Origin of the sequence: Pseudomonas sp. SMN11 (genome assembly GCF_052041945.1) — a bacterium.
GTDB lineage: Bacteria > Pseudomonadota > Gammaproteobacteria > Pseudomonadales > Pseudomonadaceae > Aquipseudomonas.
This window is the reverse complement of the sequence record NZ_JBKGGW010000028.1, coordinates 38,594-57,775: the sequence shown is the minus strand read 5'-3', so window position 1 is coordinate 57,775 and position 19,182 is coordinate 38,594. Positions and strand designations below refer to the sequence as shown.

The window sequence follows — 19,182 nt, the reverse complement described above, 5'->3', positions numbered from 1 at the left end:
AACGCTCCCCGCTTCAGCCTACCGCCCACACCAGAATCTGCATGCCCAGCCAGGCGAAAACACCGGCCAGGATATCGTCGAGCATGATCCCGACGCCCCCGTGTACATGGCGGTCGATCCAGCGAATCGGCCATGGCTTGAGAATGTCGAAGAAGCGGAACATCAGGAACCCGGCGAGGATCCACTGCCACCCTTCCGGCACCAGCCAGAGGGTGATCCACATGCCGACCATCTCGTCCCAGACAATGCCTTCATGGTCGTGCACACGCAAGTCATTCGCAACTTTGCCGCACAGCCAGAAGCCGAACAGCATCGTCACGCCCAGCAGCAGCCAGTAGCCCCAGTCGGGCAGCATCTGCCACAGCGGGATGAACGGGATCGCTACCATCGAGCCCCAGGTGCCGGGGGCCTTGGGCAGGGTGCCGGAGCCGAAGCCAAAGGCGATGAAGTGCCACGGGTTGCGCCAGACCGATGGCGGAACGAACTCCGCAGGCACCTGGTTGGGGTGGTCGGTCACGGTGTCTCCCTAAAGTGTTGATAGCCCCGCTGAACCGGGGTGATGTCCTGGCCCTGCGGGTCGCGCAGGGTCACGCCCTGGCCTTCGAGCACGCGACCGATGACGTGCACCTCGGCGAAACCGAGGTCGGTCAGCGAGGCGAGCGCCGCAGGCGGCAGGGTGAAGGCCAGTACGTAGTCGTCGCCACCGGTCAGCGCTGCCAGCCGTGCCGCATCCTGGCCAAGGAAGGCTTCCAATGCAGGAGACACTGGCACCTGCGCCAGGTTCACCTCGAGTGCGACCCCGGACGCCTTGGCAATATGCCCACAGTCGGCGAGCAGGCCATCGGAAATGTCCAACGCCGCCGTGGCCCGGCCGCGCAGCAGCTGGCCCAGGTTGAGCTGAGGCATCGGCGACCAGTAGTGCTGGAGCAGCGGCTCGGCCAGTTCCGCCGGCGCCTCGCGCTCACCTAGTACCAGCGGCAACGCCCCTGCTGCCTTGCCCAGCGAGCCGCCCACGCACAGCAGGTCGCCCGGCCGCGCGCCGCTGCGGCGCAACGCCTGGCCTGCCGGCACGCGGCCGAACACGGTGACGGTGATGCTCAGCGGGCCACGGGTGGTATCCCCACCGATCAGCCTCATGCGGCAACGGTGGGCCATGCGGCTGAGGCCGTCGGCATAGGCCGCCAGCCAGTCGGGGCCGACATCAGGCAGGGTCAGGGCGAGGGTGAAGCCGATCGCCGTCGCGCCCATGGCCGCCAGGTCACTGGCCGCCACGGCCAACGAGCGCTGGCCAAGCAGCAGCGGATCGCAGACAGCGGGGAAATGCACCCCGGCGACCAAGGTGTCGGTCGACACCGCCAGTTGTTCACCGGGAGGAAGGTCCAGCAGCGCACAGTCGTCGCCGATACCCAGGGCCACGCCCTCGCCGCCCTGCGCACAGGGCGCGGCGGCGAAGTAATGGTTGATCAGCTCGAACTCACCCATGGGCAGGCAGCGCCAGGATCAGCGCTTGTTCGCCTTGACTTCTGCTTCACGCAGGGCCGGGGCGAGCTTGTCCAGCACACCGTTGACGAACTTGTGGCCGTCGGTGGCACCGAAGACCTTGGCCAGTTCCACGCCTTCGTTGATTACCACACGGTACGGTACGTCGACGCGCTTGATCAGTTCCCAGGTGGACAGCCGCAGCACGGCCAGCTCGACCGGGTCGAGCTCTTCCAGGGCGATGGTCATGCAAGGCACCAGCGCCTTGTCGATTTCGCCTTTGATCGCCGGGACCCCGTGGAGGATCTCGCGGAAATAGGCACCGTCGACATCGGTAAAATCGTTATCGACCCGGAACTGCGCTTCGATCTCGTTCAGCGAATGCTGGGCCATGTGCCACTGATACAGGGCCTGGGTCGCGAGCTTGCGGGCTTCGCGGCGCTTGGCGCTCTTCGATGGCTTGCCGGCATCCGCAGGTTTTGGATCGCGCGGGTTGAAACGATCGCTTTCGTCGCTAATCACTTGGCCTCCAACTGCGCCAGCAGGCTGACCATTTCCAGAGCGGACAGGGCAGCTTCACCGCCTTTGTTGCCAGCCTTGGTGCCGGAGCGCTCGATGGCTTGTTCGATGGAGTCGACGGTCAGAACGCCGAAGGCCACCGGTACGCCGAACTCCATGGACACCTGGGCCAGGCCCTTGGTGCATTCGCCCGCCACGTATTCGAAGTGCGGGGTACCGCCGCGGATCACTGCGCCCAGGGCGATGATCGCGTCATATTCGCCTTGCTGGGCGACTTTCTGTGCCACCAGCGGGATTTCGAACGCGCCCGGGGCACGAATGATGGTGATGTCGCTTTCGCTGACACCGTGGCGTACCAAGGTATCAACGGCGCCGCTTACCAGGCTTTCGACGACGAAGCTGTTGAAGCGGCCAACCACCAAAGCATAGCGACCTTTGGGGGCGATGAAGGTACCTTCGATGGTCTTCAGGGTCATTCCGATATTCTCATCTTCAAGAGCGAGGCCGCATACAAGCGGCCTCGACAGGGGTCTGGACTCGAGCTTAAGGGCGTCAATGCCGCCTCAAGTCACTCGGAGGGCACGTATTCTACAACTTCCAGATCGAATCCGGATATCGCATTGAACTTCATCGGCGAACTCATCAGGCGCATCTTGCGCACGCCGAGGTCACGCAGGATCTGCGAACCGGCACCGACGGTGCTGTAGGTGGTCGGCGCCTTGGTCGGTGCATCGCCCGCGCTTTCGCGGATATGCGCCAGCAGCACGTCGCCGTCCAGCGGGTGGCCCAGCAGCAGTACCACGCCGCTGCCCGCCTCGGCCACGGCGGCCATGGCCGCGCGCAGGCTCCAGCGGCCCGGCTGCTTGACCAGCAGCAGGTCGCGCAGCGGGTCCATGTTGTGCACGCGCACCAGGGTCGGCTCTTCGGCGCAGATGTTGCCCAGGGTCAGGGCCATGTGCACATCGCCTTCCACCGCGTCACGGTAGGTGACCAGGTTGAACTCGCCCAGCTCGCTCTCGATCGGCTGTTCGGAGACGCGCTGCACGGTGCGCTCGTGGATCATGCGGTAGTGGATCAGGTCGGCGATGGTGCCGATCTTCAGGCCGTGCTCCGCGGCGAACACTTCCAGCTCGGCGCGGCGCGACATGGTGCCGTCGTCGTTCATCACTTCGCAGATCACGCCGCTCGGCTCAAAGCCGGCCATACGCGCCAGGTCACAGGCCGCTTCGGTATGGCCGGCGCGGGCCAGGGTGCCGCCCGGCTGGGCCATCAGCGGGAAGATGTGGCCCGGGCTGACGATGTCTTCGGCCTTGGCGTCCTTGGCAGCGGCGGCCTGCACGGTGCGCGCACGGTCAGCGGCGGAGATGCCGGTGGTGACGCCTTCGGCGGCTTCGATCGACACGGTGAACTTGGTGCCGAAGCCCGAACCGTTGCGCGGCGCCATCAGCGGCAGCTTCAGGGTTTCGCAGCGCTCGCGCGTCATCGGCATGCAGATCAGGCCGCGGGCGTGCTTGGCCATGAAGTTGATGTGCTCAGGCAGGCAGCACTCGGCCGCCATGATGATGTCGCCTTCGTTCTCGCGGTCTTCGTCATCCATGAGGATGACCATTTTGCCCTGGCGGATGTCTTCGACCAGTTCTTCGATGCTGTTGAGCGCCACTCGGCACCCCCTTCTCAATCAGGATTTCAAGAAGCCGTTGGCGGCCAGGAAGCTTTCGGTGATGCCACTGCCCTTGCTCGGTTCGGCAGCCTTGTCGCCCAGCAGCAGACGCTCCAGGTAACGGGCCAGCAAGTCGACCTCAAGGTTGACCCGACGCCCTGCGCGGTAGTCGGCCATGATGGTTTCGGACAGGGTGTGCGGGACAATGGTCAGCTCGAATTCGGCGCCATTGACCTCGTTGACCGTCAGGCTGGTGCCGTCGACGGTGATCGAACCCTTGTGGGCGATGTACTTGGCCAGCTCCTTGGGCGCACGCACGCGGAACTGGATGGCGCGGGCGTTATCGCTGCGCGAGATGATTTCGCCGACGCCGTCGACGTGGCCGCTGACCAGGTGGCCGCCCAGGCGGGTGGTCGGGGTCAGGGCTTTTTCCAGGTTGACCTTGCTGCCGCTCTTGAGGTCGATGAACGCGGTGCGCTTGAGGGTCTCGACGCTGACGTCGGCCCAGAACCCGTTGCCCGGCAGCTCGACGGCAGTCAGGCACACGCCGTTGACGGCGATGCTGTCGCCGAGCTTGACGTCACCCAGGTCGAGCTTGCCGGTTTCGACGTAGACGCGCACGTCACCGCCCTTGGGGGTCAGGCTGCGGATGGTGCCGATGGATTCGATGATGCCGGTGAACATGGGGACTTCCTCAGAAACGGGTTGCGCGGGGCAAGCCCGGCATTATACGCCGGGCGCCGGCAGAGGGATGGCCGTGACCCGCCAGTCATCGCCCACTGCGCGCATTTCGGTGATTTTCAGCCGCGGTGCCTGGCTCATCTTGTCCAGCGGCCAGTCCAGCAACGGCCGGGCCTGGGAGCCGAGGAATGTGCCGGCGACGAACAGCTGGTACTCGTCGATCAGGCCCAGCTGGGCAAAGGCACCGACCAGGCCGGCACCGGCCTCCAGCAGGATTTCGTTGACGCCGCGCGCGGCCAGTGCCTGCAACAGTGCCGGCAGGTCTACCTGGCCATTGTCGCCCGGCAGGCTGAGCAGTTCATGACCGGCAGCGGCATAGCGCAGGTCATCTGCGACGGCGGTGACCACCAGTGCCGGGCCGGCCCGGAAGAACGGCGCGTCCAGCGGCAAACGCAGGCGGCCGTCGACCAGCACGCGCAACGGCGTGCGGCTCAGCGCCAGGGCGGTGGTTTCGGCATCCAGGCCCAGCTCGGCGCCACGCACGGTCATCCGCGCGTTGTCGGCCAGCACGCTGGCCGCACTGGTCAGCACCACGCTGGAGCGGGCGCGCAGGCGCTGCACTGCCGAGCGCGCAGCGGGCCCGGTGATCCACTGGCTTTCGCCGCTGGCCATGGCGGTGCGGCCGTCCAGGCTCATCGCCAGCTTGGCACGGACGAACGGCAGGCCGTGCTCCATGCGCTTGAGGAAGCCGGGATTGAGCGCGCGCGCCTCGGCTTCGAGCACGCCGCTGGCCACGCTGATGCCGGCGTCCGCCAGGCGCCGCAGGCCTTGGCCGGCGACTTGCGGATTGGGGTCCTGCATGGCGGCGACCACCCGGGCCACACCGGCCTTGACCAGTGCCTCGGCGCACGGCGGCGTGCGGCCATGGTGGCTGCACGGTTCCAGAGTCACGTAGGCGCAGGCGCCGCGGGCCAGTTCGCCGGCCTGACGCAGGGCATGCACTTCGGCATGCGGCTCACCGGCACGCACGTGCCAGCCTTCACCAACTACCTCGCCATCGCGGACGATCACGCAACCTACGCGTGGGTTGGGGTGTGTGGTGTACACGCCCTTGCGCGCCAGTTCCAGCGCGCGGGCCATGTAATGGGCGTCGAGGATCGCGGTCTGGCTGGGCATGCTCACTCTTTAGCCGGCTCGCGGGCCAGGCGGTCGATTTCTTCGCGGAATTCGTCGAGGTCCTGGAAGCGCCGGTACACCGAGGCGAAGCGGATGTAGGCCACTTCGTCGAGCTTGCGCAGCTCGGCCATGACCATTTCGCCTACCACCAGCGACTTTACCTCGCGCTCGCCAGTGGCGCGCAGGCGGCTCTTGATATGCGCCAGCGCCGCTTCCAGGCGCTCGACGCTGACCGGGCGCTTCTCCAGCGCACGCTGCATGCCGGCGCGCAGTTTGTCTTCATCGAAGGGCTGGCGCGTGCCGTCCTGCTTGATCAGCCGGGGCAGCACCAGCTCGGCGGTTTCGAAGGTAGTGAAACGCTCGCCGCAGGCAACGCATTCACGGCGACGGCGCACCTGTTCGCCCTCGGCGACCAGACGCGAGTCGATGACCTTGGTGTCGTTGGCACCGCAAAAGGGACAGTGCATGGTGGCAGGCAACAAAAAAAGGGAGGGCCATGGTAGCGCATTGCACTGGCAAGACAAGCCAAAGGGGTTAACATCCATACAATTCTGCCCGTGAAGGACCCCCCCATGCATCTTCGTGCGCTCGTCGTGCTGTGCTGCGCTTCCCTGCTCGCCGCCTGCGGCAGTGACCGCCCCAAGACCGAAGCAGTCCCCGCACCAGCAGCGGCCAAAGTGGCGAAAAACGCCGAACCGCTTGGCCCGCTGCCGGCCTATCAGCGTGAATTGAGCGGCACCTTGCTGGAAATCCCCGCCGGCGCCGACGTGGAGCTGGCACTGCTGGTCATCGACGACCGCGACCGCCCGCAACAGCTGCTGGCCAGCAGCACCCTGACCGGCACCGGCCAGGCCCTGCCCTACCACCTGCGTTTCAACCCCGAGGCCTTCCCGGCCGGTGCCCGCGTCGAGCTGCGCGGCCGTGCCAGCAGCTCCGGCCAGTTGATCATGCACCTGCCCCCCGTGCGCATCATCCAGGCCCAGACCCAGGCCACCGGCCCGCTGCGCTTCGAGAAGGCGCCTTAAGTGGCGCCGCTTGCCCTGCAACAGGCCCTCAGCGGCCTGATCGGCGAAGCGCGCCTGGTGGTCAGCGACTTGCCCGAGTGTGAACTGAAACTGTGGCTGATCGATGACCGGAACATGGACCGCGCCTTCAGCAGCGAGGAAACCCGACGCATCCTCGAAGAACCGCCGTACTGGAGCTTTTGCTGGGCCAGTGGCCTGGCCATGGCCCGCTACCTGGCGGCGCACCCCGAGTGGGTCGCCGGCAAGCGTGTGCTGGACTTTGGCGCCGGCTCCGGTATCGCCGGGATTGCGGCGGCCCGTGCCGGGGCGCTGGAAGTGGTCGCCTGTGACCTCGACCCGCTGGCCCTGCAAGCCTGCCGTGCCAACGCCCAACTCAACGATGTGGAACTGGGCTACAGCAGCGACTTCTTCGCCGAGGCCGACCGCTTCGACCTGATCCTGGTCGCCGACGTGCTCTATGACCGCGCCAACCTGCCGCTGCTCGATGCATTCCTGGGCCGTGGCCGCCAGGCACTGGTGGCCGACTCGCGAGTCCGCGATTTCAGTCACCCGCTGTACCGCCAGCTTGGCGTGCTCGAAGCCCTGACCCTGCCGGACTTGGCCGAGCCGCACGAATTCCGCCGGGTCAGCCTGTACCACGCGAGCCGCGAGCCTTTATAGTGGTGCCATTCACGGATTACCGAGAGTCGCGATGAGCCAGGACACCCCATACATCTTCGATGCCACCGATGCCACCTTCCAGCAGTTGGTGATCGAGAACTCCTTCCACAAGCCGGTACTGGTGGACTTCTGGGCCGAGTGGTGCGCGCCGTGCAAAGCGCTGATGCCGTTGCTGGCGAAGATCGCCGAGGGCTATCAGGGCGAGCTGCTGCTGGCCAAGATCAACTGCGACGTCGAGCAGCAGGTGGTAGCCCAGTTCGGCATCCGCAGCCTGCCGACCGTGGTGTTGTTCAAGGATGGCCAGCCGGTTGACGGCTTTGCCGGTGCCCAGCCGGAGTCGGCGATCCGCGCCATGCTCGAGCCGCATGTGCAAATGCCTGCCGCGCCAACCGCTTCGCCGCTGGAGCAGGCCAAGGCGCTGTTCGCCGAAAGCCGGTTCGCCGAGGCCGAAGCCCTGCTGCAGGCGCTGCTGGGTGAAGACAACAGCAATGCCGAAGCGCTGATCTACTATGCCCGTTGCCTGGCCGAGCGTGGCGAACTGGGTGAAGCCCAGGTCGTGCTGGACGCGATCAAGACCGACGAGCACAAGGCTGCACTGGCCGGTGCCAAGGCGCAGCTGACCTTCCTGCGCCAGGCCGCCAGCCTGCCGGAAGTCGCCGACCTGAAGAGCCGCCTGGCGCAGAACCCACAGGATGATGAGGCGGCTTACCAGCTGAGCATTCAGCAGTTGGCGCGTCAGCAGTATGAAGCAGCGTTGGACGGGTTGCTGAAGCTGTTCCAGCGTAATCGCGGGTATGAGAACGGCTTGCCGCAAAAGGCGATGCTGCAGGTGTTCGAGCTGCTGGGCAGTGACCACCCACTGGTGGGTGTTTACCGCCGTCGATTGTCTTCGGCCATGTTCTGAGTTTGGGATTGCCGGGGCCGCTTTGCGGCCCTTTCGCGACACAAGGCCGCTCCTACAAAGGAACGCGGTCTCCTGCAGGAGCGGCCTTGTGTCGCGAAAGGGCTGCAGAGCAGCCCCAGAATCCAGAGCCTCAACCCACCCAGTGATACACCGGCGCATCCACGCCACTTTCCACCTTCACCTCACTGCTGTGCCGCAAGCGCACCAGCAGCCGCTTGCCCGCTGCCGTGCTCCCGGCCAACCCTTCCAGCCGGTCGAGCAACTCCGGCCCGCTCATCTGCCCTGCCAGGCGCAGCACCTCACGGGCCGCCTGCCATTGCCCATCATCCTGGCGCGGTGCTGCTGCCACGGCGACCGGTTCAGCCACCGGCACCTCGATCTGCCGCCCCAGCTGCGCCCACTCCTGCGGCTCCAGCTCGATGGTCAGGTCCACCGGCCAGTCACCAATCTGCCCACGAATTCTCACAATACGTTCCTTGAGCTCAGTTCAATGCAACCATGCTACCGCAACATGAAACCTGCGCCACACAGGCTGGCGGTACGAAGAAAAATTGTTATAACATAACCGAAACATCCAGCCCGCTCCCGGAGTCGTCCATGCGTCGTCTGCTGCTCGCCCTGCCCTTCGCCCTGCTGCCCCTGGCCGTGGCCCATGCCCACGACGAACATGACCACGATCACGCCCATGGCACCCTTGGCGCCCACGAGCATGGCGTGGCCAAGCTCAATGCCGTGCTCGACGGCAACACCCTGGAGCTGGAGCTGGACAGCCCGGCGATGAACCTGGTCGGCTTCGAGCACATGGCCAGCAGCGATGCCGACAAGGCCAAGGTCGCCGCCGTGCGCCAGCAACTTGAACAACCGCTGAAGCTGTTCGCCCTGGCTTCGGCCGCCGGCTGCAAGGAAGACCAGCAGGAACTGGAAAGCCCGATGTTCGGCGACGTAGCCAAGGCAGACGACGACGGTGACGAGCACGAGAAAGGCCACGTGCACAGCGACATCAATGCCCACTACCAGCTGACCTGCACCACTCCGGAAAGGCTCGCCCAGATCGACCTCACCCCGCTGTACAAGGCCTTCCCGGCCACCCAGAAGATCAACGTGCAACTGATCGGCCCGAATGGCCAGAAAGGCGTAGAGACTTCGCCTGCCAAGGCCGTGGTCGCGTTCTGAAATGAGCCAGGCGTTGATTGAACTGCAGGACCTGGTGTTCGCCTGGCCCGGCCAGGCGCCGCTGCTGGATATCCCGGCGTTCCGCCTGGAAGCCGGCGAAGCCCTGTTCCTCAAAGGCCCCAGCGGCAGTGGCAAGACCACCCTGCTGGGCCTGCTCGGCGGGGTCAACCGGCCAGGTCAGGGGCGTATCCAGCTGCTCGGACAGGACCTCGCCGTGCTCGGCCAGGGTGCGCGTGACCGTTTCCGGGTCGACCACACCGGCTACATTTTCCAGCAGTTCAACCTGCTGCCGTTCCTTTCGGTAAGGGAAAACGTCGAGCTGCCGTGCCGTTTCTCGCGCAGCCGCGCTGAGCGTGCCAGCCAGCGCCACGGCAGTGTCGACCAAGCCGCCAGTGAGCTGCTGGCGCACCTGGGCCTGGGTGACCCGGCGCTGCTCGCACGGCGCGCCGACAGCCTGTCGATCGGCCAGCAGCAGCGCGTTGCAGCTGCACGCGCGCTGATCGGCCAGCCAGAACTGGTAATTGCCGACGAGCCGACCTCGGCGCTGGATGCCGACACCCGCGAAGCATTCATCCGCCTGCTGTTCGACGAATGCCGCGCGGCCGGTTCCAGCCTGTTGTTCGTCAGTCATGACCAGAACCTGGCACCGCTGTTCGACCGTCACCTGTCCCTGGCCGAACTCAACCGCGCCGCCAAGCCCCAGGAGGCTTGATGTACCTGCTCCGCCTTGCCCTGGCCAGCCTGGCCAACCGCCGTTTCACCGCATTCCTCACCGCCTTCGCCATCGCCCTGTCGGTGTGCCTGCTGCTGGCCGTCGAACGTGTGCGCACCGAAGCTCGCGCAAGCTTTGCCAGCACCATCAGCGGCACCGACCTGATCGTCGGCGCCCGTTCGGGTTCGGTGAACCTGCTGCTGTATTCGGTGTTCCGTATCGGCAACGCCACCAACAACATCCGCTGGGACAGCTACCAGCACTATGCCCAGGACCCACGGGTGAAGTGGGCGATCCCGATCTCGCTGGGTGACTCGCACCGTGGCTACCGGGTAATGGGGACCACCACCGATTACTTCAGCCATTACCAGTACGGCCGCAAGCAGCATCTGGAACTGAGCCAGGGCCGTGAATTCGCCAGCGACCCGTTCGAAGTGGTGCTCGGCGCCGAAGTGGCCGACGCGCTGCACTACAAGCTGGGCGACAAGCTGGTACTGGCGCACGGTGTCGCCGCCATCAGCCTGGTCAAGCACGACGACAAACCGTTCACCGTGGTCGGCGTGCTCAAGCGCACCGGCACGCCGGTCGACCGCACCCTGCACATCAGCCTCGGTGGCATGGAGGCCATCCACATCGACTGGCACAACGGCGTGCCGGCCCGAGGTGCCGGGCGCATCAGTGCCGAACAGGCGCGGACCATGGACCTGCAGCCGGCGGCCATCACGGCGTTCATGCTTGGCCTGAACAACAAGATCGCCACCTTCAGCCTGCAGCGCGAAATCAACGAGTACCGCAGCGAACCGTTGCTGGCGATCCTGCCTGGGGTTGCCTTGCAGGAACTGTGGAGCCTGATGGGTACCGCCGAGCAGGCGTTGTTCGTGGTGTCGCTGTTCGTGGTGCTGACCGGCTTGATCGGCATGCTGACGGCAATTCTCACCAGCCTCAACGAACGCCGCCGGGAGATGGCAATTCTGCGCTCGGTGGGCGCACGCCCGTGGCATATTGCCGGGCTGCTGGTGCTCGAAGCGCTGGCGCTGGCGCTGACGGGCATCGCGGCGGGGCTTGGCTTGCTCTACGCGGGCATCGCCCTGGCCCAAGGCTACGTGCAGGCCAGCTACGGCCTGTACCTGCCCCTGGCCTTGCCCACTGCACATGAATGGACGCTACTGGCTATCATCCTTGGCGCAGCGCTGTTGATGGGCAGCGTACCGGCCTGGCGCGCCTATCGGCAATCGCTGGCCGATGGCCTGTCCATTCATCTCTGAGAGGCACCATGCTCCGCGTACTACTGCTATCGATCCTGTTCCTCGCCGCCCCTGCGTGGGCGGGCGAGGTGCGCGAACTGGACTGGCCTGCCCTCATTCCCGAAGGCGCGCCGGTCATACCGCCACAACTGACGCCGCTGCACGACATGTCGCAGCTGAGCGATGCGCTGTCTGCTGAATCGGCCCCACCAGCGCGCCAGCAAGGGCCCGACGCCCCGGTGGTGAAAAGCCTCGATGGCCAACAGGTCAAGATCCCGGGCTACATCGTGCCGCTGGAGGTGAGCGAAGAAGGTCGCACGACGGAGTTTTTGCTGGTGCCTTACTACGGCGCCTGCATCCATGTGCCGCCCCCACCGTCGAACCAGATCGTGCACATTTTCAGCGAGATGGGTGTGCGTGTGGAGGACCTCTACCAGCCCTACTGGATCGAGGGAAAGATGCAAGTTAGAGCCTCCAGCAGCGAATTGGCCGACGCCGGATACCAGATGGAAGCGGAGAAAATATACGCTTATGTGCTCAAGTGAGAACTGTTTCTAATTCGTGACGACGGTTCTTTGAGCTGGGTCAAACAATTGGTTTAGACGGCTCCGTACCATTGGACTACTCGATTATTCACGTCCTTTGGGAGCTTCCATGAACAAGTCCTTGCTCGGCGCCTCGCTTGTGGCCCTTGCGCTCGCCGCCCCTGTTGCCCACGCCCATAAAGCGGGCGATGTTATCGTCCGCGCCGGTGCCATCACCACTGCACCGAACGAAAACAGCGGCGACCTGAAATTCGACGGCAACAAGGTGTCGGGCACCAAGGCGACCCTGGACAGCGACACCCAGCTGGGCCTGACCTTCGCCTACATGCTCACCGACCACATCGGCCTGGAGCTGCTGGCCGCAACCCCGTTCAAGCACAGCGTAGGCGTCAAAGGCCTGGGCGGCGGGCTGGACGGCAAACTGGCCGACATCAAACAGCTGCCACCGACCCTGTCCGTGCAGTACTACCCGATGGAACCTAGCTCCAAGTTCCAGCCCTATGCCGGCGTCGGCATCAACTATACCCTGTTCTTCGACGAAGACCTGACGAGCGAGCGCAAGCAACAGGGCTTCAGCAACCTCAAGCTGCAGGATTCGGTGGGTATCGCCGGCCAGTTGGGCATGGACTACATGATCACCGACAACCTGCTGGTCAACGCCTCGGTCTGGTACGTCGACATCGACACCAAGGCCAGCGTCAATGGCCCGACCGCCCTGGGCTATAGCAAGACCAAGGTCGACGTCGATGTCGACCCTTGGGTGTACATGGTCGGCCTTGGCTACAAGTTCTGACCTGAGCACGGCAGGGCGGCTTCGGTCGCCCTTTCTCGTTGCCCCCAAGACCAGTACCCCAGTGCCAGCCCACTGATCACCATCCCCAATCCGCATACCGCGGTCCAGCCCCAACGCGCATACATCCAGCTCGCCAGCACTGCGCCCAGGCCGCTACCGATCGAGTAGCAACACATGTAGGCGCCGATCAAGCGGCTGGCCATCGCACCACGCCCCGCCAGCAGCAGGCTCTGGTTGGTGACATGCACCGCCTGCACGGCGAAATCCAGCATCAGCACACCCAGCACGAACGCTGTCAGCGACTGCTCGACGAAGGCGGTTGGCAGCCATGACAGCGTCAGCGAGGCCAGCGCCAGCCCGGTGGTACGCTCGCCCAGCCCTCGATCAGCCAGCCGACCGGCACACGACGCCGCCAAGGTGCCGGCGATACCTGCCAGGCCGAACAGGCCGATCTCGGTATGGCTGAGCGCAAGCGCAGGTGCGCTCAGGGGTAGCACCATGGCACTCCACAGCACGCTGAACGCAGCGAAGATCAGCAGGCCGAGCAACCCACGCCGGCGCAGCAAGCTGTCGTGGCGATACAAGGCGTACAAAGAGCCGATCAGTTGCAGGTAGCCCGGTCGTTGCACGGGTAACCGGCTCGCTGGCAGCCAGCGCCAAAGGAGCACAGCCATCAGCACGAGCAGTGTCGCCGCCACGAAGTACACACTGCGCCATCCGGCCAGGTCGGCGAGCGCTCCCGAGACCAGGCGCGCCAGCAAGATGCCCAGCACGACCCCGCTGGTGACGGTACCCACCGCCTGGCCCTGGCAGGCTGGGGTAGCGAGGGTGGCGGCATGGGCGACCATCACCTGCACCATGACCGCCATCAGCCCGACCAGGGCCAGGGCTGCCAGCAGAACCAGCCATTCCTGTGCCAGGCCTACGCCGACCAGGGCCAAAGCAGCAACCAGCAATTGCACCAGCGACAGGCGCTTGCGCTCGATCAGATCGCCCAACGGTACGATCAGGATCAGCCCTAGGGCATAACCCACCTGGGTCGCACCAACTACCCAACCGATCTGCTGCTGCGCCACCCCTAGGTCACTGGCGATCGACTCGAGCAGAGGCTGGGCGAAATAGACCGTGGCCACTGCCATGGCGCAGGTGGCGGCAAGCAACAGGGTTATCCAGCGATTCATCGGGCTGACTCCTTAGCATCTGGTTTCAAATTGAAACCACATGATGGATATTTAGCAAATGTGGTTTTAATCTGCAACCAGGTGAATCATGCAGGTGCTGCCAAATGCTCGATGAAGTGAACGCTCAATGCCCTGTGGCCCGGGCGCTGGAAGTGCTGGGTGACCGTTGGGCACTGATGATCCTGCGTGATGCCTTCGATGGCCTGCGCCGTTTCAGCGAGTTCCAGAAGAACCTGGGGCTGGCGAAGAACGTCCTGGCGTCGCGGCTGAAGCTGCTGGTGGAGAGTGGGTTGCTGGCGTTGCAGCCGGCGTCCGATGGCAGCGCCTACAAGGAGTATGTGCTGACCGAGAAAGGGCGCTCGGTGTTTCCGATCGTGGTGGGGTTGCGCCAGTGGGGGGAGCGGTTTCTGTTCGAGGCGGGGGAGGCGCGGTCGGAGCTGGTGGACAGCGCCAAAGGGCGGCCAGTCGGGATTCTGCAGGTGCGGGCCGAAGATGGCAGACTGCTTGCGGCGGAGGAATGCCTACGCAAGGCTGTACGGCATACGTGAGCTGGGGCTGCTTCGCAGCCCTTTCGCGACACAAGGCTGCTCCTAAACGGACCGAGATCCCTTGTAGGAGCGGCCTTGTGTCGCGAAAGGGCCGCAAAGCGGCCCCAGCTATCTCAAGCCCTACCGAGCAGCTTGGCCAAAGCCTCGACCATCGGGGTCGCCTGCGGAAAATCGAAACGCGCCAGCAAACGCTGGTTATTCGCCCGCGAATGGCGAATATCCCCCGAGCGCGCCTGGCCGTAACTGATCGCTGGCAGGCTGCCCACCACCTGCTCCAGTGCCTTGAGCATCTGGTTAAGCGAAGTTGCCTGGTTCAGGCCGACGTTTACCGCGCCCTCTTCCACCTGTGGCTTCTCCAGCGCCTGCACCATTACCTGCACCAGGTCACCGACATAGAGGAAGTCACGGGTCTGCTCGCCATCACCGAACACGGTGATCGGCAACCCTTGCTCCGCCCGTTCACTGAAGATGCTGATCACCCCGGAGTACGGCGAGGATGGGTCCTGGCGCGGGCCGAAGATGTTGAAGAAGCGAAACACCACTGGCTCCAGGCCATGCTGGCGGCGATAGAAGTCCAGGTACTGCTCGCTGGCCAGCTTGTCCACGGCATAAGGCGTCAGCGGCGCCTTCGGCGTGTCTTCGGCAATCGATTCGCCTTCGCCATTGTTGCCATACACCGCCGCGCTCGAGGCGAACAGCACCCGGCGCACGCCATGCACGCGCATGGCCTCGGCCACGTTGAGGGTGCCGATAAAGTTGCTCTGGTGGGTCTTCACCGGGTCTTCGACCGACGCCTGCACCGACGCCACGGCGGCCAGATGGACCACGGCAGCACAACCGGCAGCGGCATGCTGAACCAGCTCGGCGTCGGCCACATCGCCTTCGATCAGTTCGAGGCGCGGGTTATCCAGTTGCAGGTTAACGCGCTTGCCGGTGGAAAGGTCGTCGAGAATACGTACGGCATAGCCCTTGGCCAGCAACGCATCGCACAGGTGGGAGCCAATAAAGCCGGCGCCGCCGGTGATCAGGATGGGGGCATCAGCCATGGCGGTAGAATCGATCCAGTAGTGGCGGCAAGCCTGCGCGCCAGGCACGCGGCTTGATACCGAAAGTGTGAAGTATTTTCTTGCAGGCCAACACCGCGTGCTGTGGCTCGTCGCTGGCATCCGGCCGTGCGGCATGGGCCTGCGCGGTCGGCGCCTGTACGGCCAGCTGACGGTACTGCCCGGCCTCGCTGAGAATTGCCTGGCCCAGCGCCAGCGGCGTGGTCGCCTCGTTGCCGGCGTAATGGTAGGTGCCCCACAGCGGCGCACTGCAATCGAGCTGCTTGAGCACCGAGAGGATCACCCGCGCGGCATCGTCGACCGGCGTCGGGTTGCCGCGGCGGTCATCAGCCAGCAGCAGCTCCTGCGGTTGCTCGGCACGGGTCAGGAAGCGGCCTAGGGCACCGTCGATGCTTTCGTCCAGCAACCAGCCGAAGCGCAGCAGCACATGCTGCGGGCATGCCGCGCGCACGCTCTGCTCGATACGCCACAGGGCCTGGCCACGCTGGCCCAGCGGTACCGGCTCGTCCTTCTCGCTGTAGGCCGTGGCCCGCGATCCGTCGAACACCCGGTAGCTGGAAGGCTGCACCAGGGTGATCTGGTGGTGCTGACACAACTCCGCCAGCCGCTCCACTGCCCGCTCCTGCAGGGCCAGGCGCTGGTCGCTGACCGACTCGGCCTGGAACCAGTCGAAGTAGTAGGCCAGGTTGACCACGGCATCGGGACGATGATCGTCAAGCAGCTGAGTGAGGCTGGCCGGGGCCCAGCCGTTCTCCGGCGGCCGCGGTGCCAGGAATGCGATGTCCTCCTCGGCTCCGAGACGAATCAGCGCTTGCCCGAGGGCATTGCCACCACCCAACAGCATCAGGCGCATACGCATAGAGTCAGCAGATCCGAACAGGTTGATAGAAGGAAAGGAGTCATTTTGCGGTTTCCGGGCAGGGAAGTCCAACCCTAGGGTGCGCTGCTACCAATGCGCCTCAGAGCCACCACCTCGCAGGAAAATTCCTACACCTTCGACTGGCCAAGTCCTGCATCCAATATCAAAAATAATTGCCTAAATAGCTCCCGTATCTTCGGAAGGTTCACAACATCCCTACAGACAAGGACAAAACAATGACAGGGAGCTATAGCGAAGCATTACACGATGTTGCTCATTTTAACTTCGACCAGGGTCAAGCTCGTAGACTGGACGAGGCGTGCCTTCGCGTGGCCGCTGAGGGGGGACCTGATGCTTCAGGCGCTGCAGCGTTATCTAGGCACTGTGCTGAGTCGCTGAAACAGGAGATCTCAGCTCAACAGCAGGCACTTCTTGATGCGTTCACATCTGGCCAGGTTTGTGCAATTGAGTTCAGCAACATGCTGCCACTGCCCAGTGACCCTCCCCCAGATGTAATGCCGCCACAAGAAAGTCTGAGCACCGCGCCTGCAGTGATTTATTTGGCGTCCAGACATCAGATTCTGCTGAGTCTAGTCGGATACCGATCTTTCGCATTTGATATCGACAACGAGGGGAAACAAACGCGACTTGTGGGTAACTTCAAAGGTGGTGGAAAGGTCCCGCTTGTTGAGGAAAAACAAGACCGAACGGCCGAATTGAGCTCCCATGCAGGCGTTAGCCTTGGCCCCCATACGGAACCCCCTTACAACTGTTCGGTCAAGGCTGAAGACGAACACTCACCAGCACCGAGCGCGCTAATCCTGACCGCAAGAGGGAACCCACAGCGAAACCGACACGGTTAACACCCATGCGCGCAGCCATCAGAAAACTGAACGGTATCGAAGCACTGGCGCTCACATCACGCTCGTTTCGCTTCAGCCGAAGCGAATGCTTCATCAAGGATGACAGCCCGCCTCCTCGTCCAAGTTCCATATTACAGTTCGACAGAATGGAAGGGTTTACCTTGCGCTACAGCACTTACCGCTATTCGTTGGACTCAGAGGCCTCAGTCCCTGCGCAGCACGCATTCAAGGCATTAGAGGGATTAGTCAGCGAAATAGAGCCCAAAGTATTTGTGCTGGACTCAAGTTCAACTCTTTTGATCAACAACAGCCAGGCCCTGCATTCACGGGACACCATTCTTGATAACAGAAGGCTTCTGGTTCGGTTGTTTGCATATGCACCTCACACGGAGCCTCTGGTACTTCAATCAGACCCACTCGTCGTTCGCGGATAAGACTGGATAACCAAGTATGGAAATCGAAATTTCAACTTTGTTGATCCTTGCCGCCACTGCATTGCTGGCAGGCTTCTTCGACGCCATCGCAGGCGGCGGTGGTTTACTCACGCTTCCGGCGCTATTCATTGCCGGAGTCGATCCGCTGGCTGCAATGGCTACCAACAAGCTCCAGGCTTCTTCAGCGAGTATTTCGGCGGTCTGGGCGTTTGCCCGAAAACGCATGATCCATTGGCGAACAGATTGGCCACTGGCTGTGCTGTCATTCGCCGGAGGTGTTGCGGGCGCCTTGTCAATCAGCTTGCTCGACAGAGTGGTGCTTGAAGCAACTGTGCCGTTCTTGCTGATAGCGGTCGCTACCTACTTTGCACTCAGCCCCAAGCTTGAAGATCAGGACCGCAAGCAGAGGCTCTCGAATTTCTGCTTTGCGCTCGTGGTTGCTCCAGGCATTGGCTTCTATGACGGCATTTTTGGCCCAGGTACCGGTTCATTCTTCATGGTCGCTTTCACTCTGCTGCTGGGACAGCATCTCATGCAGGCAATCTGTAGCAGCAAACTGCTCAACGCATCCTGCAACCTTGGAGCATTGTCGGTATTTGCCTACAGTGGAGCCATCATATGGCCTTTGGCGCTGGCCATGGCGGCCTGCGCCATCATCGGCGCTCAACTCGGCGCTCGTTGCGCCCTCTACTTCGGGCCGCAACTGGTCAAACCACTGTTGATCACGGTGTGTTGCCTGATGGCGGCGAAGTTGTTGCTTGGTGATGCTCATCCGGTAGGTGAATGGCTGCGCGCTTACACGGCGCTGCGCTAAACTTTTCACTCAATCTCGAACAAGCTGTTACGCAATGGCCCCACACTCAACCGCTCACGCACATCGTCATCGATCCGTGGGTCATCCGGCCGGTACAGCTTGACCTGCCGATAGGCATTGATGCGGTTGATCTCCTCCCCCAGGTACTCCCACACCACCCGGGTGCAGGCCGGGTTGCGTCGGTCACCGCTGGACACGCCGGACTTCAGGCCGTTGAGGCGGGTGATGCGGCTCTTGAAGCTGGGGATGAGGATGGTCTGGCTCATCTCGTTGAAGGTCAGCGACTCGTAGTCGATGAGGAACACCCGGTCCTGCAGCTGGAACGCCGCACCCAGGTAGCGACAACGCACCTCGGCATGCTGGTCGGTGGCGCTGGAGCGCTCCTGGCGTTCCTGGCGCTCGAACAGGAAGCGGCCACGCTCTTCCCACAGGTGCACCAGCGACACCAGGATGGTGCCGGGTACCGACATGCAGTTGGAATACTCGAAGTAATAGCCGCAATAGCGCGACAGGTTGCCGGCGTGTTCGTGCAGCGGGCGGAACAGTTCACTGATCGGGTCGTCGGGCTGGTCGGAGACGGTCGACACACGTGCGCCGATCAGGCGGGCGAACTGTTCGGCCGGCAAATTCAGCTCGTAATCCTCGACACCGAAGAAATCACCGATGCGCTTGAGATTAAACGGCGTCGGGCGGCTCTGGCCGCTCAGGTACTTGTTGAACTGCGCGCGGTTGATCGAGAGCTGGCGGCAAACTTCCGAGATAGAGCGGTAGTGGCTGCAGGCCAGTTTGAGATTGGTAGCGAAATGATCGCTCATGACAGGAAACTCAGGTGACGCGAATGATGCCAG

At 63.6% G+C, this 19,182-nt stretch carries 24 protein-coding genes; 11 read left to right on the top strand and 13 right to left on the bottom strand.

Going from position 1 to position 19,182, the window contains the following annotated elements; all coding sequences use genetic code 11:
• Positions 1 to 13: 13 nt before the first annotated feature.
• The 8 genes from ACLEJU_RS20885 to nrdR all read right to left on the bottom strand — a co-directional run bounded on the left by ACLEJU_RS20885 (position 14) and on the right by nrdR (position 5,982).
• Entirely contained in the window at positions 14 to 517 is a 504-nt protein-coding gene (locus tag ACLEJU_RS20885) for a phosphatidylglycerophosphatase A family protein (RefSeq protein WP_085677096.1), read from the bottom strand.
• A complete protein-coding gene (gene thiL, locus ACLEJU_RS20880) occupies positions 514 to 1,482 on the bottom strand; it encodes a thiamine-phosphate kinase (RefSeq protein ID WP_435424795.1) in 969 nt (322 codons plus the stop codon). Before thiL ends, ACLEJU_RS20885 begins: the two co-directional genes overlap by 4 nt.
• 18 nt (positions 1,483 to 1,500) lie before the next feature.
• Complete coding sequence (nusB, locus tag ACLEJU_RS20875; RefSeq protein WP_003255393.1) at positions 1,501 to 2,001, bottom strand: transcription antitermination factor NusB; 501 nt, start codon at positions 1,999 to 2,001, stop codon at positions 1,501 to 1,503.
• Positions 1,998 to 2,474 (bottom strand): 6,7-dimethyl-8-ribityllumazine synthase, encoded by a 477-nt coding sequence (gene ribH / locus ACLEJU_RS20870; RefSeq protein ID WP_027917814.1) that lies wholly within the window; start codon positions 2,472 to 2,474, stop codon positions 1,998 to 2,000. Before ribH ends, nusB begins: the two co-directional genes overlap by 4 nt.
• A gap of 92 nt (positions 2,475 to 2,566) precedes the next feature.
• Positions 2,567 to 3,658: a bifunctional 3,4-dihydroxy-2-butanone-4-phosphate synthase/GTP cyclohydrolase II gene (gene ribBA, locus ACLEJU_RS20865; RefSeq protein WP_027917815.1), complete on the bottom strand. Its 1,092-nt coding sequence runs from the start codon at positions 3,656 to 3,658 to the stop codon at positions 2,567 to 2,569.
• Between the two features lie 18 nt (positions 3,659 to 3,676).
• Positions 3,677 to 4,342 (bottom strand): riboflavin synthase, encoded by a 666-nt coding sequence (locus ACLEJU_RS20860; RefSeq protein ID WP_016497780.1) that lies wholly within the window; start codon positions 4,340 to 4,342, stop codon positions 3,677 to 3,679.
• A 42-nt stretch (positions 4,343 to 4,384) separates the two neighbouring features.
• Positions 4,385 to 5,515: a bifunctional diaminohydroxyphosphoribosylaminopyrimidine deaminase/5-amino-6-(5-phosphoribosylamino)uracil reductase RibD gene (gene ribD / locus ACLEJU_RS20855; protein ID WP_435424794.1), complete on the bottom strand. Its 1,131-nt coding sequence runs from the start codon at positions 5,513 to 5,515 to the stop codon at positions 4,385 to 4,387.
• A 2-nt stretch (positions 5,516 to 5,517) separates the two neighbouring features.
• Complete coding sequence (gene nrdR, locus ACLEJU_RS20850) at positions 5,518 to 5,982, bottom strand: transcriptional regulator NrdR (RefSeq protein ID WP_009685710.1); 465 nt, start codon at positions 5,980 to 5,982, stop codon at positions 5,518 to 5,520.
• 105 nt (positions 5,983 to 6,087) lie between these two features.
• Between nrdR and ACLEJU_RS20845 the strand changes: the two genes are divergently transcribed.
• Genes ACLEJU_RS20845 through trxA form a run of 3 tightly spaced genes read left to right on the top strand, consistent with a single transcriptional unit; the run spans position 6,088 to position 8,104 of the window.
• Positions 6,088 to 6,540 (top strand): YbaY family lipoprotein, encoded by a 453-nt coding sequence (locus tag ACLEJU_RS20845; protein WP_085677093.1) that lies wholly within the window; start codon positions 6,088 to 6,090, stop codon positions 6,538 to 6,540.
• Entirely contained in the window at positions 6,541 to 7,200 is a 660-nt protein-coding gene (locus ACLEJU_RS20840) for a class I SAM-dependent methyltransferase (protein WP_435424793.1), read from the top strand. It abuts the gene before it with no gap.
• Between the two features lie 31 nt (positions 7,201 to 7,231).
• Positions 7,232 to 8,104 carry a thioredoxin gene (gene trxA / locus ACLEJU_RS20835; protein WP_435424792.1) on the top strand — a complete coding sequence of 291 codons (873 nt, stop codon included), beginning with the start codon at positions 7,232 to 7,234 and terminating at the stop codon, positions 8,102 to 8,104.
• Positions 8,105 to 8,234: 130 nt separating this feature from the next.
• Here the strand turns inward: trxA and ACLEJU_RS20830 are convergent, their stop codons facing one another.
• On the bottom strand, positions 8,235 to 8,570 hold the full coding sequence (locus ACLEJU_RS20830; protein ID WP_435423911.1) for a hypothetical protein: 336 nt from the start codon (positions 8,568 to 8,570) through the stop codon (positions 8,235 to 8,237).
• Between the two features lie 131 nt (positions 8,571 to 8,701).
• Between ACLEJU_RS20830 and ACLEJU_RS20825 the strand changes: the two genes are divergently transcribed.
• From ACLEJU_RS20825 to ACLEJU_RS20805, 5 genes are all read left to right on the top strand, one after another.
• The gene (locus ACLEJU_RS20825; protein WP_435423910.1) at positions 8,702 to 9,277 is read left to right on the top strand and encodes a DUF2796 domain-containing protein; all 576 of its coding nucleotides are present in this window, start codon (positions 8,702 to 8,704) and stop codon (positions 9,275 to 9,277) included.
• Position 9,278: 1 nt separating this feature from the next.
• Positions 9,279 to 9,989 (top strand): ABC transporter ATP-binding protein, encoded by a 711-nt coding sequence (locus ACLEJU_RS20820; RefSeq protein WP_435423909.1) that lies wholly within the window; start codon positions 9,279 to 9,281, stop codon positions 9,987 to 9,989.
• Positions 9,989 to 11,254: an ABC transporter permease gene (locus tag ACLEJU_RS20815; protein WP_435423908.1), complete on the top strand. Its 1,266-nt coding sequence runs from the start codon at positions 9,989 to 9,991 to the stop codon at positions 11,252 to 11,254. The genes ACLEJU_RS20820 and ACLEJU_RS20815 overlap by 1 nt, the downstream gene beginning before the upstream one ends.
• Positions 11,255 to 11,262: 8 nt before the next feature.
• Positions 11,263 to 11,778 carry a DUF3299 domain-containing protein gene (locus tag ACLEJU_RS20810; protein ID WP_435423907.1) on the top strand — a complete coding sequence of 172 codons (516 nt, stop codon included), beginning with the start codon at positions 11,263 to 11,265 and terminating at the stop codon, positions 11,776 to 11,778.
• Positions 11,779 to 11,887: 109 nt separating this feature from the next.
• Positions 11,888 to 12,571 (top strand): OmpW/AlkL family protein, encoded by a 684-nt coding sequence (locus ACLEJU_RS20805; protein ID WP_435423906.1) that lies wholly within the window; start codon positions 11,888 to 11,890, stop codon positions 12,569 to 12,571.
• Here the strand turns inward: ACLEJU_RS20805 and ACLEJU_RS20800 are convergent.
• Positions 12,559 to 13,752, bottom strand: a complete 1,194-nt coding sequence (locus ACLEJU_RS20800; RefSeq protein ID WP_435423905.1) for an MFS transporter — start codon at positions 13,750 to 13,752, stop codon at positions 12,559 to 12,561. The genes ACLEJU_RS20805 and ACLEJU_RS20800 overlap by 13 nt on opposite strands.
• A gap of 104 nt (positions 13,753 to 13,856) precedes the next feature.
• Between ACLEJU_RS20800 and ACLEJU_RS20795 the strand changes: the two genes are divergently transcribed.
• Positions 13,857 to 14,300 carry a winged helix-turn-helix transcriptional regulator gene (locus tag ACLEJU_RS20795; protein ID WP_435423904.1) on the top strand — a complete coding sequence of 148 codons (444 nt, stop codon included), beginning with the start codon at positions 13,857 to 13,859 and terminating at the stop codon, positions 14,298 to 14,300.
• Between the two features lie 113 nt (positions 14,301 to 14,413).
• Here the strand turns inward: ACLEJU_RS20795 and ACLEJU_RS20790 are convergent, their stop codons facing one another.
• Both ACLEJU_RS20790 and ACLEJU_RS20785 read right to left on the bottom strand, forming a co-directional pair.
• Complete coding sequence (locus ACLEJU_RS20790) at positions 14,414 to 15,346, bottom strand: NAD-dependent epimerase/dehydratase family protein (RefSeq protein ID WP_435423903.1); 933 nt, start codon at positions 15,344 to 15,346, stop codon at positions 14,414 to 14,416.
• Complete coding sequence (locus ACLEJU_RS20785; RefSeq protein ID WP_435423902.1) at positions 15,339 to 16,223, bottom strand: sugar nucleotide-binding protein; 885 nt, start codon at positions 16,221 to 16,223, stop codon at positions 15,339 to 15,341. Before ACLEJU_RS20785 ends, ACLEJU_RS20790 begins: the two co-directional genes overlap by 8 nt.
• Before the next feature lie 868 nt (positions 16,224 to 17,091).
• Here ACLEJU_RS20785 and ACLEJU_RS20780 point away from each other — a divergent pair.
• Positions 17,092 to 17,520, top strand: a complete 429-nt coding sequence (locus ACLEJU_RS20780; protein ID WP_435423901.1) for a hypothetical protein — start codon at positions 17,092 to 17,094, stop codon at positions 17,518 to 17,520.
• Between the two features lie 16 nt (positions 17,521 to 17,536).
• Complete coding sequence (locus ACLEJU_RS20775) at positions 17,537 to 18,334, top strand: TSUP family transporter (RefSeq protein WP_435423900.1); 798 nt, start codon at positions 17,537 to 17,539, stop codon at positions 18,332 to 18,334.
• Positions 18,335 to 18,339: 5 nt separating this feature from the next.
• On the opposite strand, the gene ACLEJU_RS20770 is transcribed toward ACLEJU_RS20775, so the two are convergent.
• Positions 18,340 to 19,149, bottom strand: coding sequence for a helix-turn-helix domain-containing protein (locus tag ACLEJU_RS20770; RefSeq protein WP_435423899.1), 810 nt, complete (start codon positions 19,147 to 19,149; stop codon positions 18,340 to 18,342).
• Positions 19,150 to 19,182 lie beyond the last annotated feature (33 nt).

Bases quoted from the DNA above. Each gene is read 5' to 3' on its own strand.
- ribH (WP_027917814.1), bottom strand. From the start codon at position 2,474: ATGACCCTGAAGACCATCGAAGGTACCTTCATCGCCCCCAAAGGTCGC.
- nrdR (WP_009685710.1), bottom strand. From the start codon at position 5,982: ATGCACTGTCCCTTTTGCGGTGCCAACGACACCAAGGTCATCGACTCG.
- ACLEJU_RS20825 (WP_435423910.1), top strand. From the start codon at position 8,702: ATGCGTCGTCTGCTGCTCGCCCTGCCCTTCGCCCTGCTGCCCCTGGCC.
- trxA (WP_435424792.1), top strand. From the start codon at position 7,232: ATGAGCCAGGACACCCCATACATCTTCGATGCCACCGATGCCACCTTC.
- ACLEJU_RS20845 (WP_085677093.1), top strand. From the start codon at position 6,088: ATGCATCTTCGTGCGCTCGTCGTGCTGTGCTGCGCTTCCCTGCTCGCC.
- ACLEJU_RS20770 (WP_435423899.1), bottom strand. From the start codon at position 19,149: ATGAGCGATCATTTCGCTACCAATCTCAAACTGGCCTGCAGCCACTAC.
- ACLEJU_RS20820 (WP_435423909.1), top strand. From the start codon at position 9,279: ATGAGCCAGGCGTTGATTGAACTGCAGGACCTGGTGTTCGCCTGGCCC.
- ACLEJU_RS20775 (WP_435423900.1), top strand. From the start codon at position 17,537: ATGGAAATCGAAATTTCAACTTTGTTGATCCTTGCCGCCACTGCATTG.
- ACLEJU_RS20785 (WP_435423902.1), bottom strand. From the start codon at position 16,223: ATGCGTATGCGCCTGATGCTGTTGGGTGGTGGCAATGCCCTCGGGCAA.
- ACLEJU_RS20780 (WP_435423901.1), top strand. From the start codon at position 17,092: ATGCGCGCAGCCATCAGAAAACTGAACGGTATCGAAGCACTGGCGCTC.
- ACLEJU_RS20800 (WP_435423905.1), bottom strand. From the start codon at position 13,752: ATGAATCGCTGGATAACCCTGTTGCTTGCCGCCACCTGCGCCATGGCA.
- thiL (WP_435424795.1), bottom strand. From the start codon at position 1,482: ATGGGTGAGTTCGAGCTGATCAACCATTACTTCGCCGCCGCGCCCTGT.
- ACLEJU_RS20860 (WP_016497780.1), bottom strand. From the start codon at position 4,342: ATGTTCACCGGCATCATCGAATCCATCGGCACCATCCGCAGCCTGACC.
- ACLEJU_RS20790 (WP_435423903.1), bottom strand. From the start codon at position 15,346: ATGGCTGATGCCCCCATCCTGATCACCGGCGGCGCCGGCTTTATTGGC.
- ACLEJU_RS20795 (WP_435423904.1), top strand. From the start codon at position 13,857: ATGCTCGATGAAGTGAACGCTCAATGCCCTGTGGCCCGGGCGCTGGAA.
- ACLEJU_RS20805 (WP_435423906.1), top strand. From the start codon at position 11,888: ATGAACAAGTCCTTGCTCGGCGCCTCGCTTGTGGCCCTTGCGCTCGCC.
- ACLEJU_RS20815 (WP_435423908.1), top strand. From the start codon at position 9,989: ATGTACCTGCTCCGCCTTGCCCTGGCCAGCCTGGCCAACCGCCGTTTC.
- ribD (WP_435424794.1), bottom strand. From the start codon at position 5,515: ATGCCCAGCCAGACCGCGATCCTCGACGCCCATTACATGGCCCGCGCG.
- ACLEJU_RS20810 (WP_435423907.1), top strand. From the start codon at position 11,263: ATGCTCCGCGTACTACTGCTATCGATCCTGTTCCTCGCCGCCCCTGCG.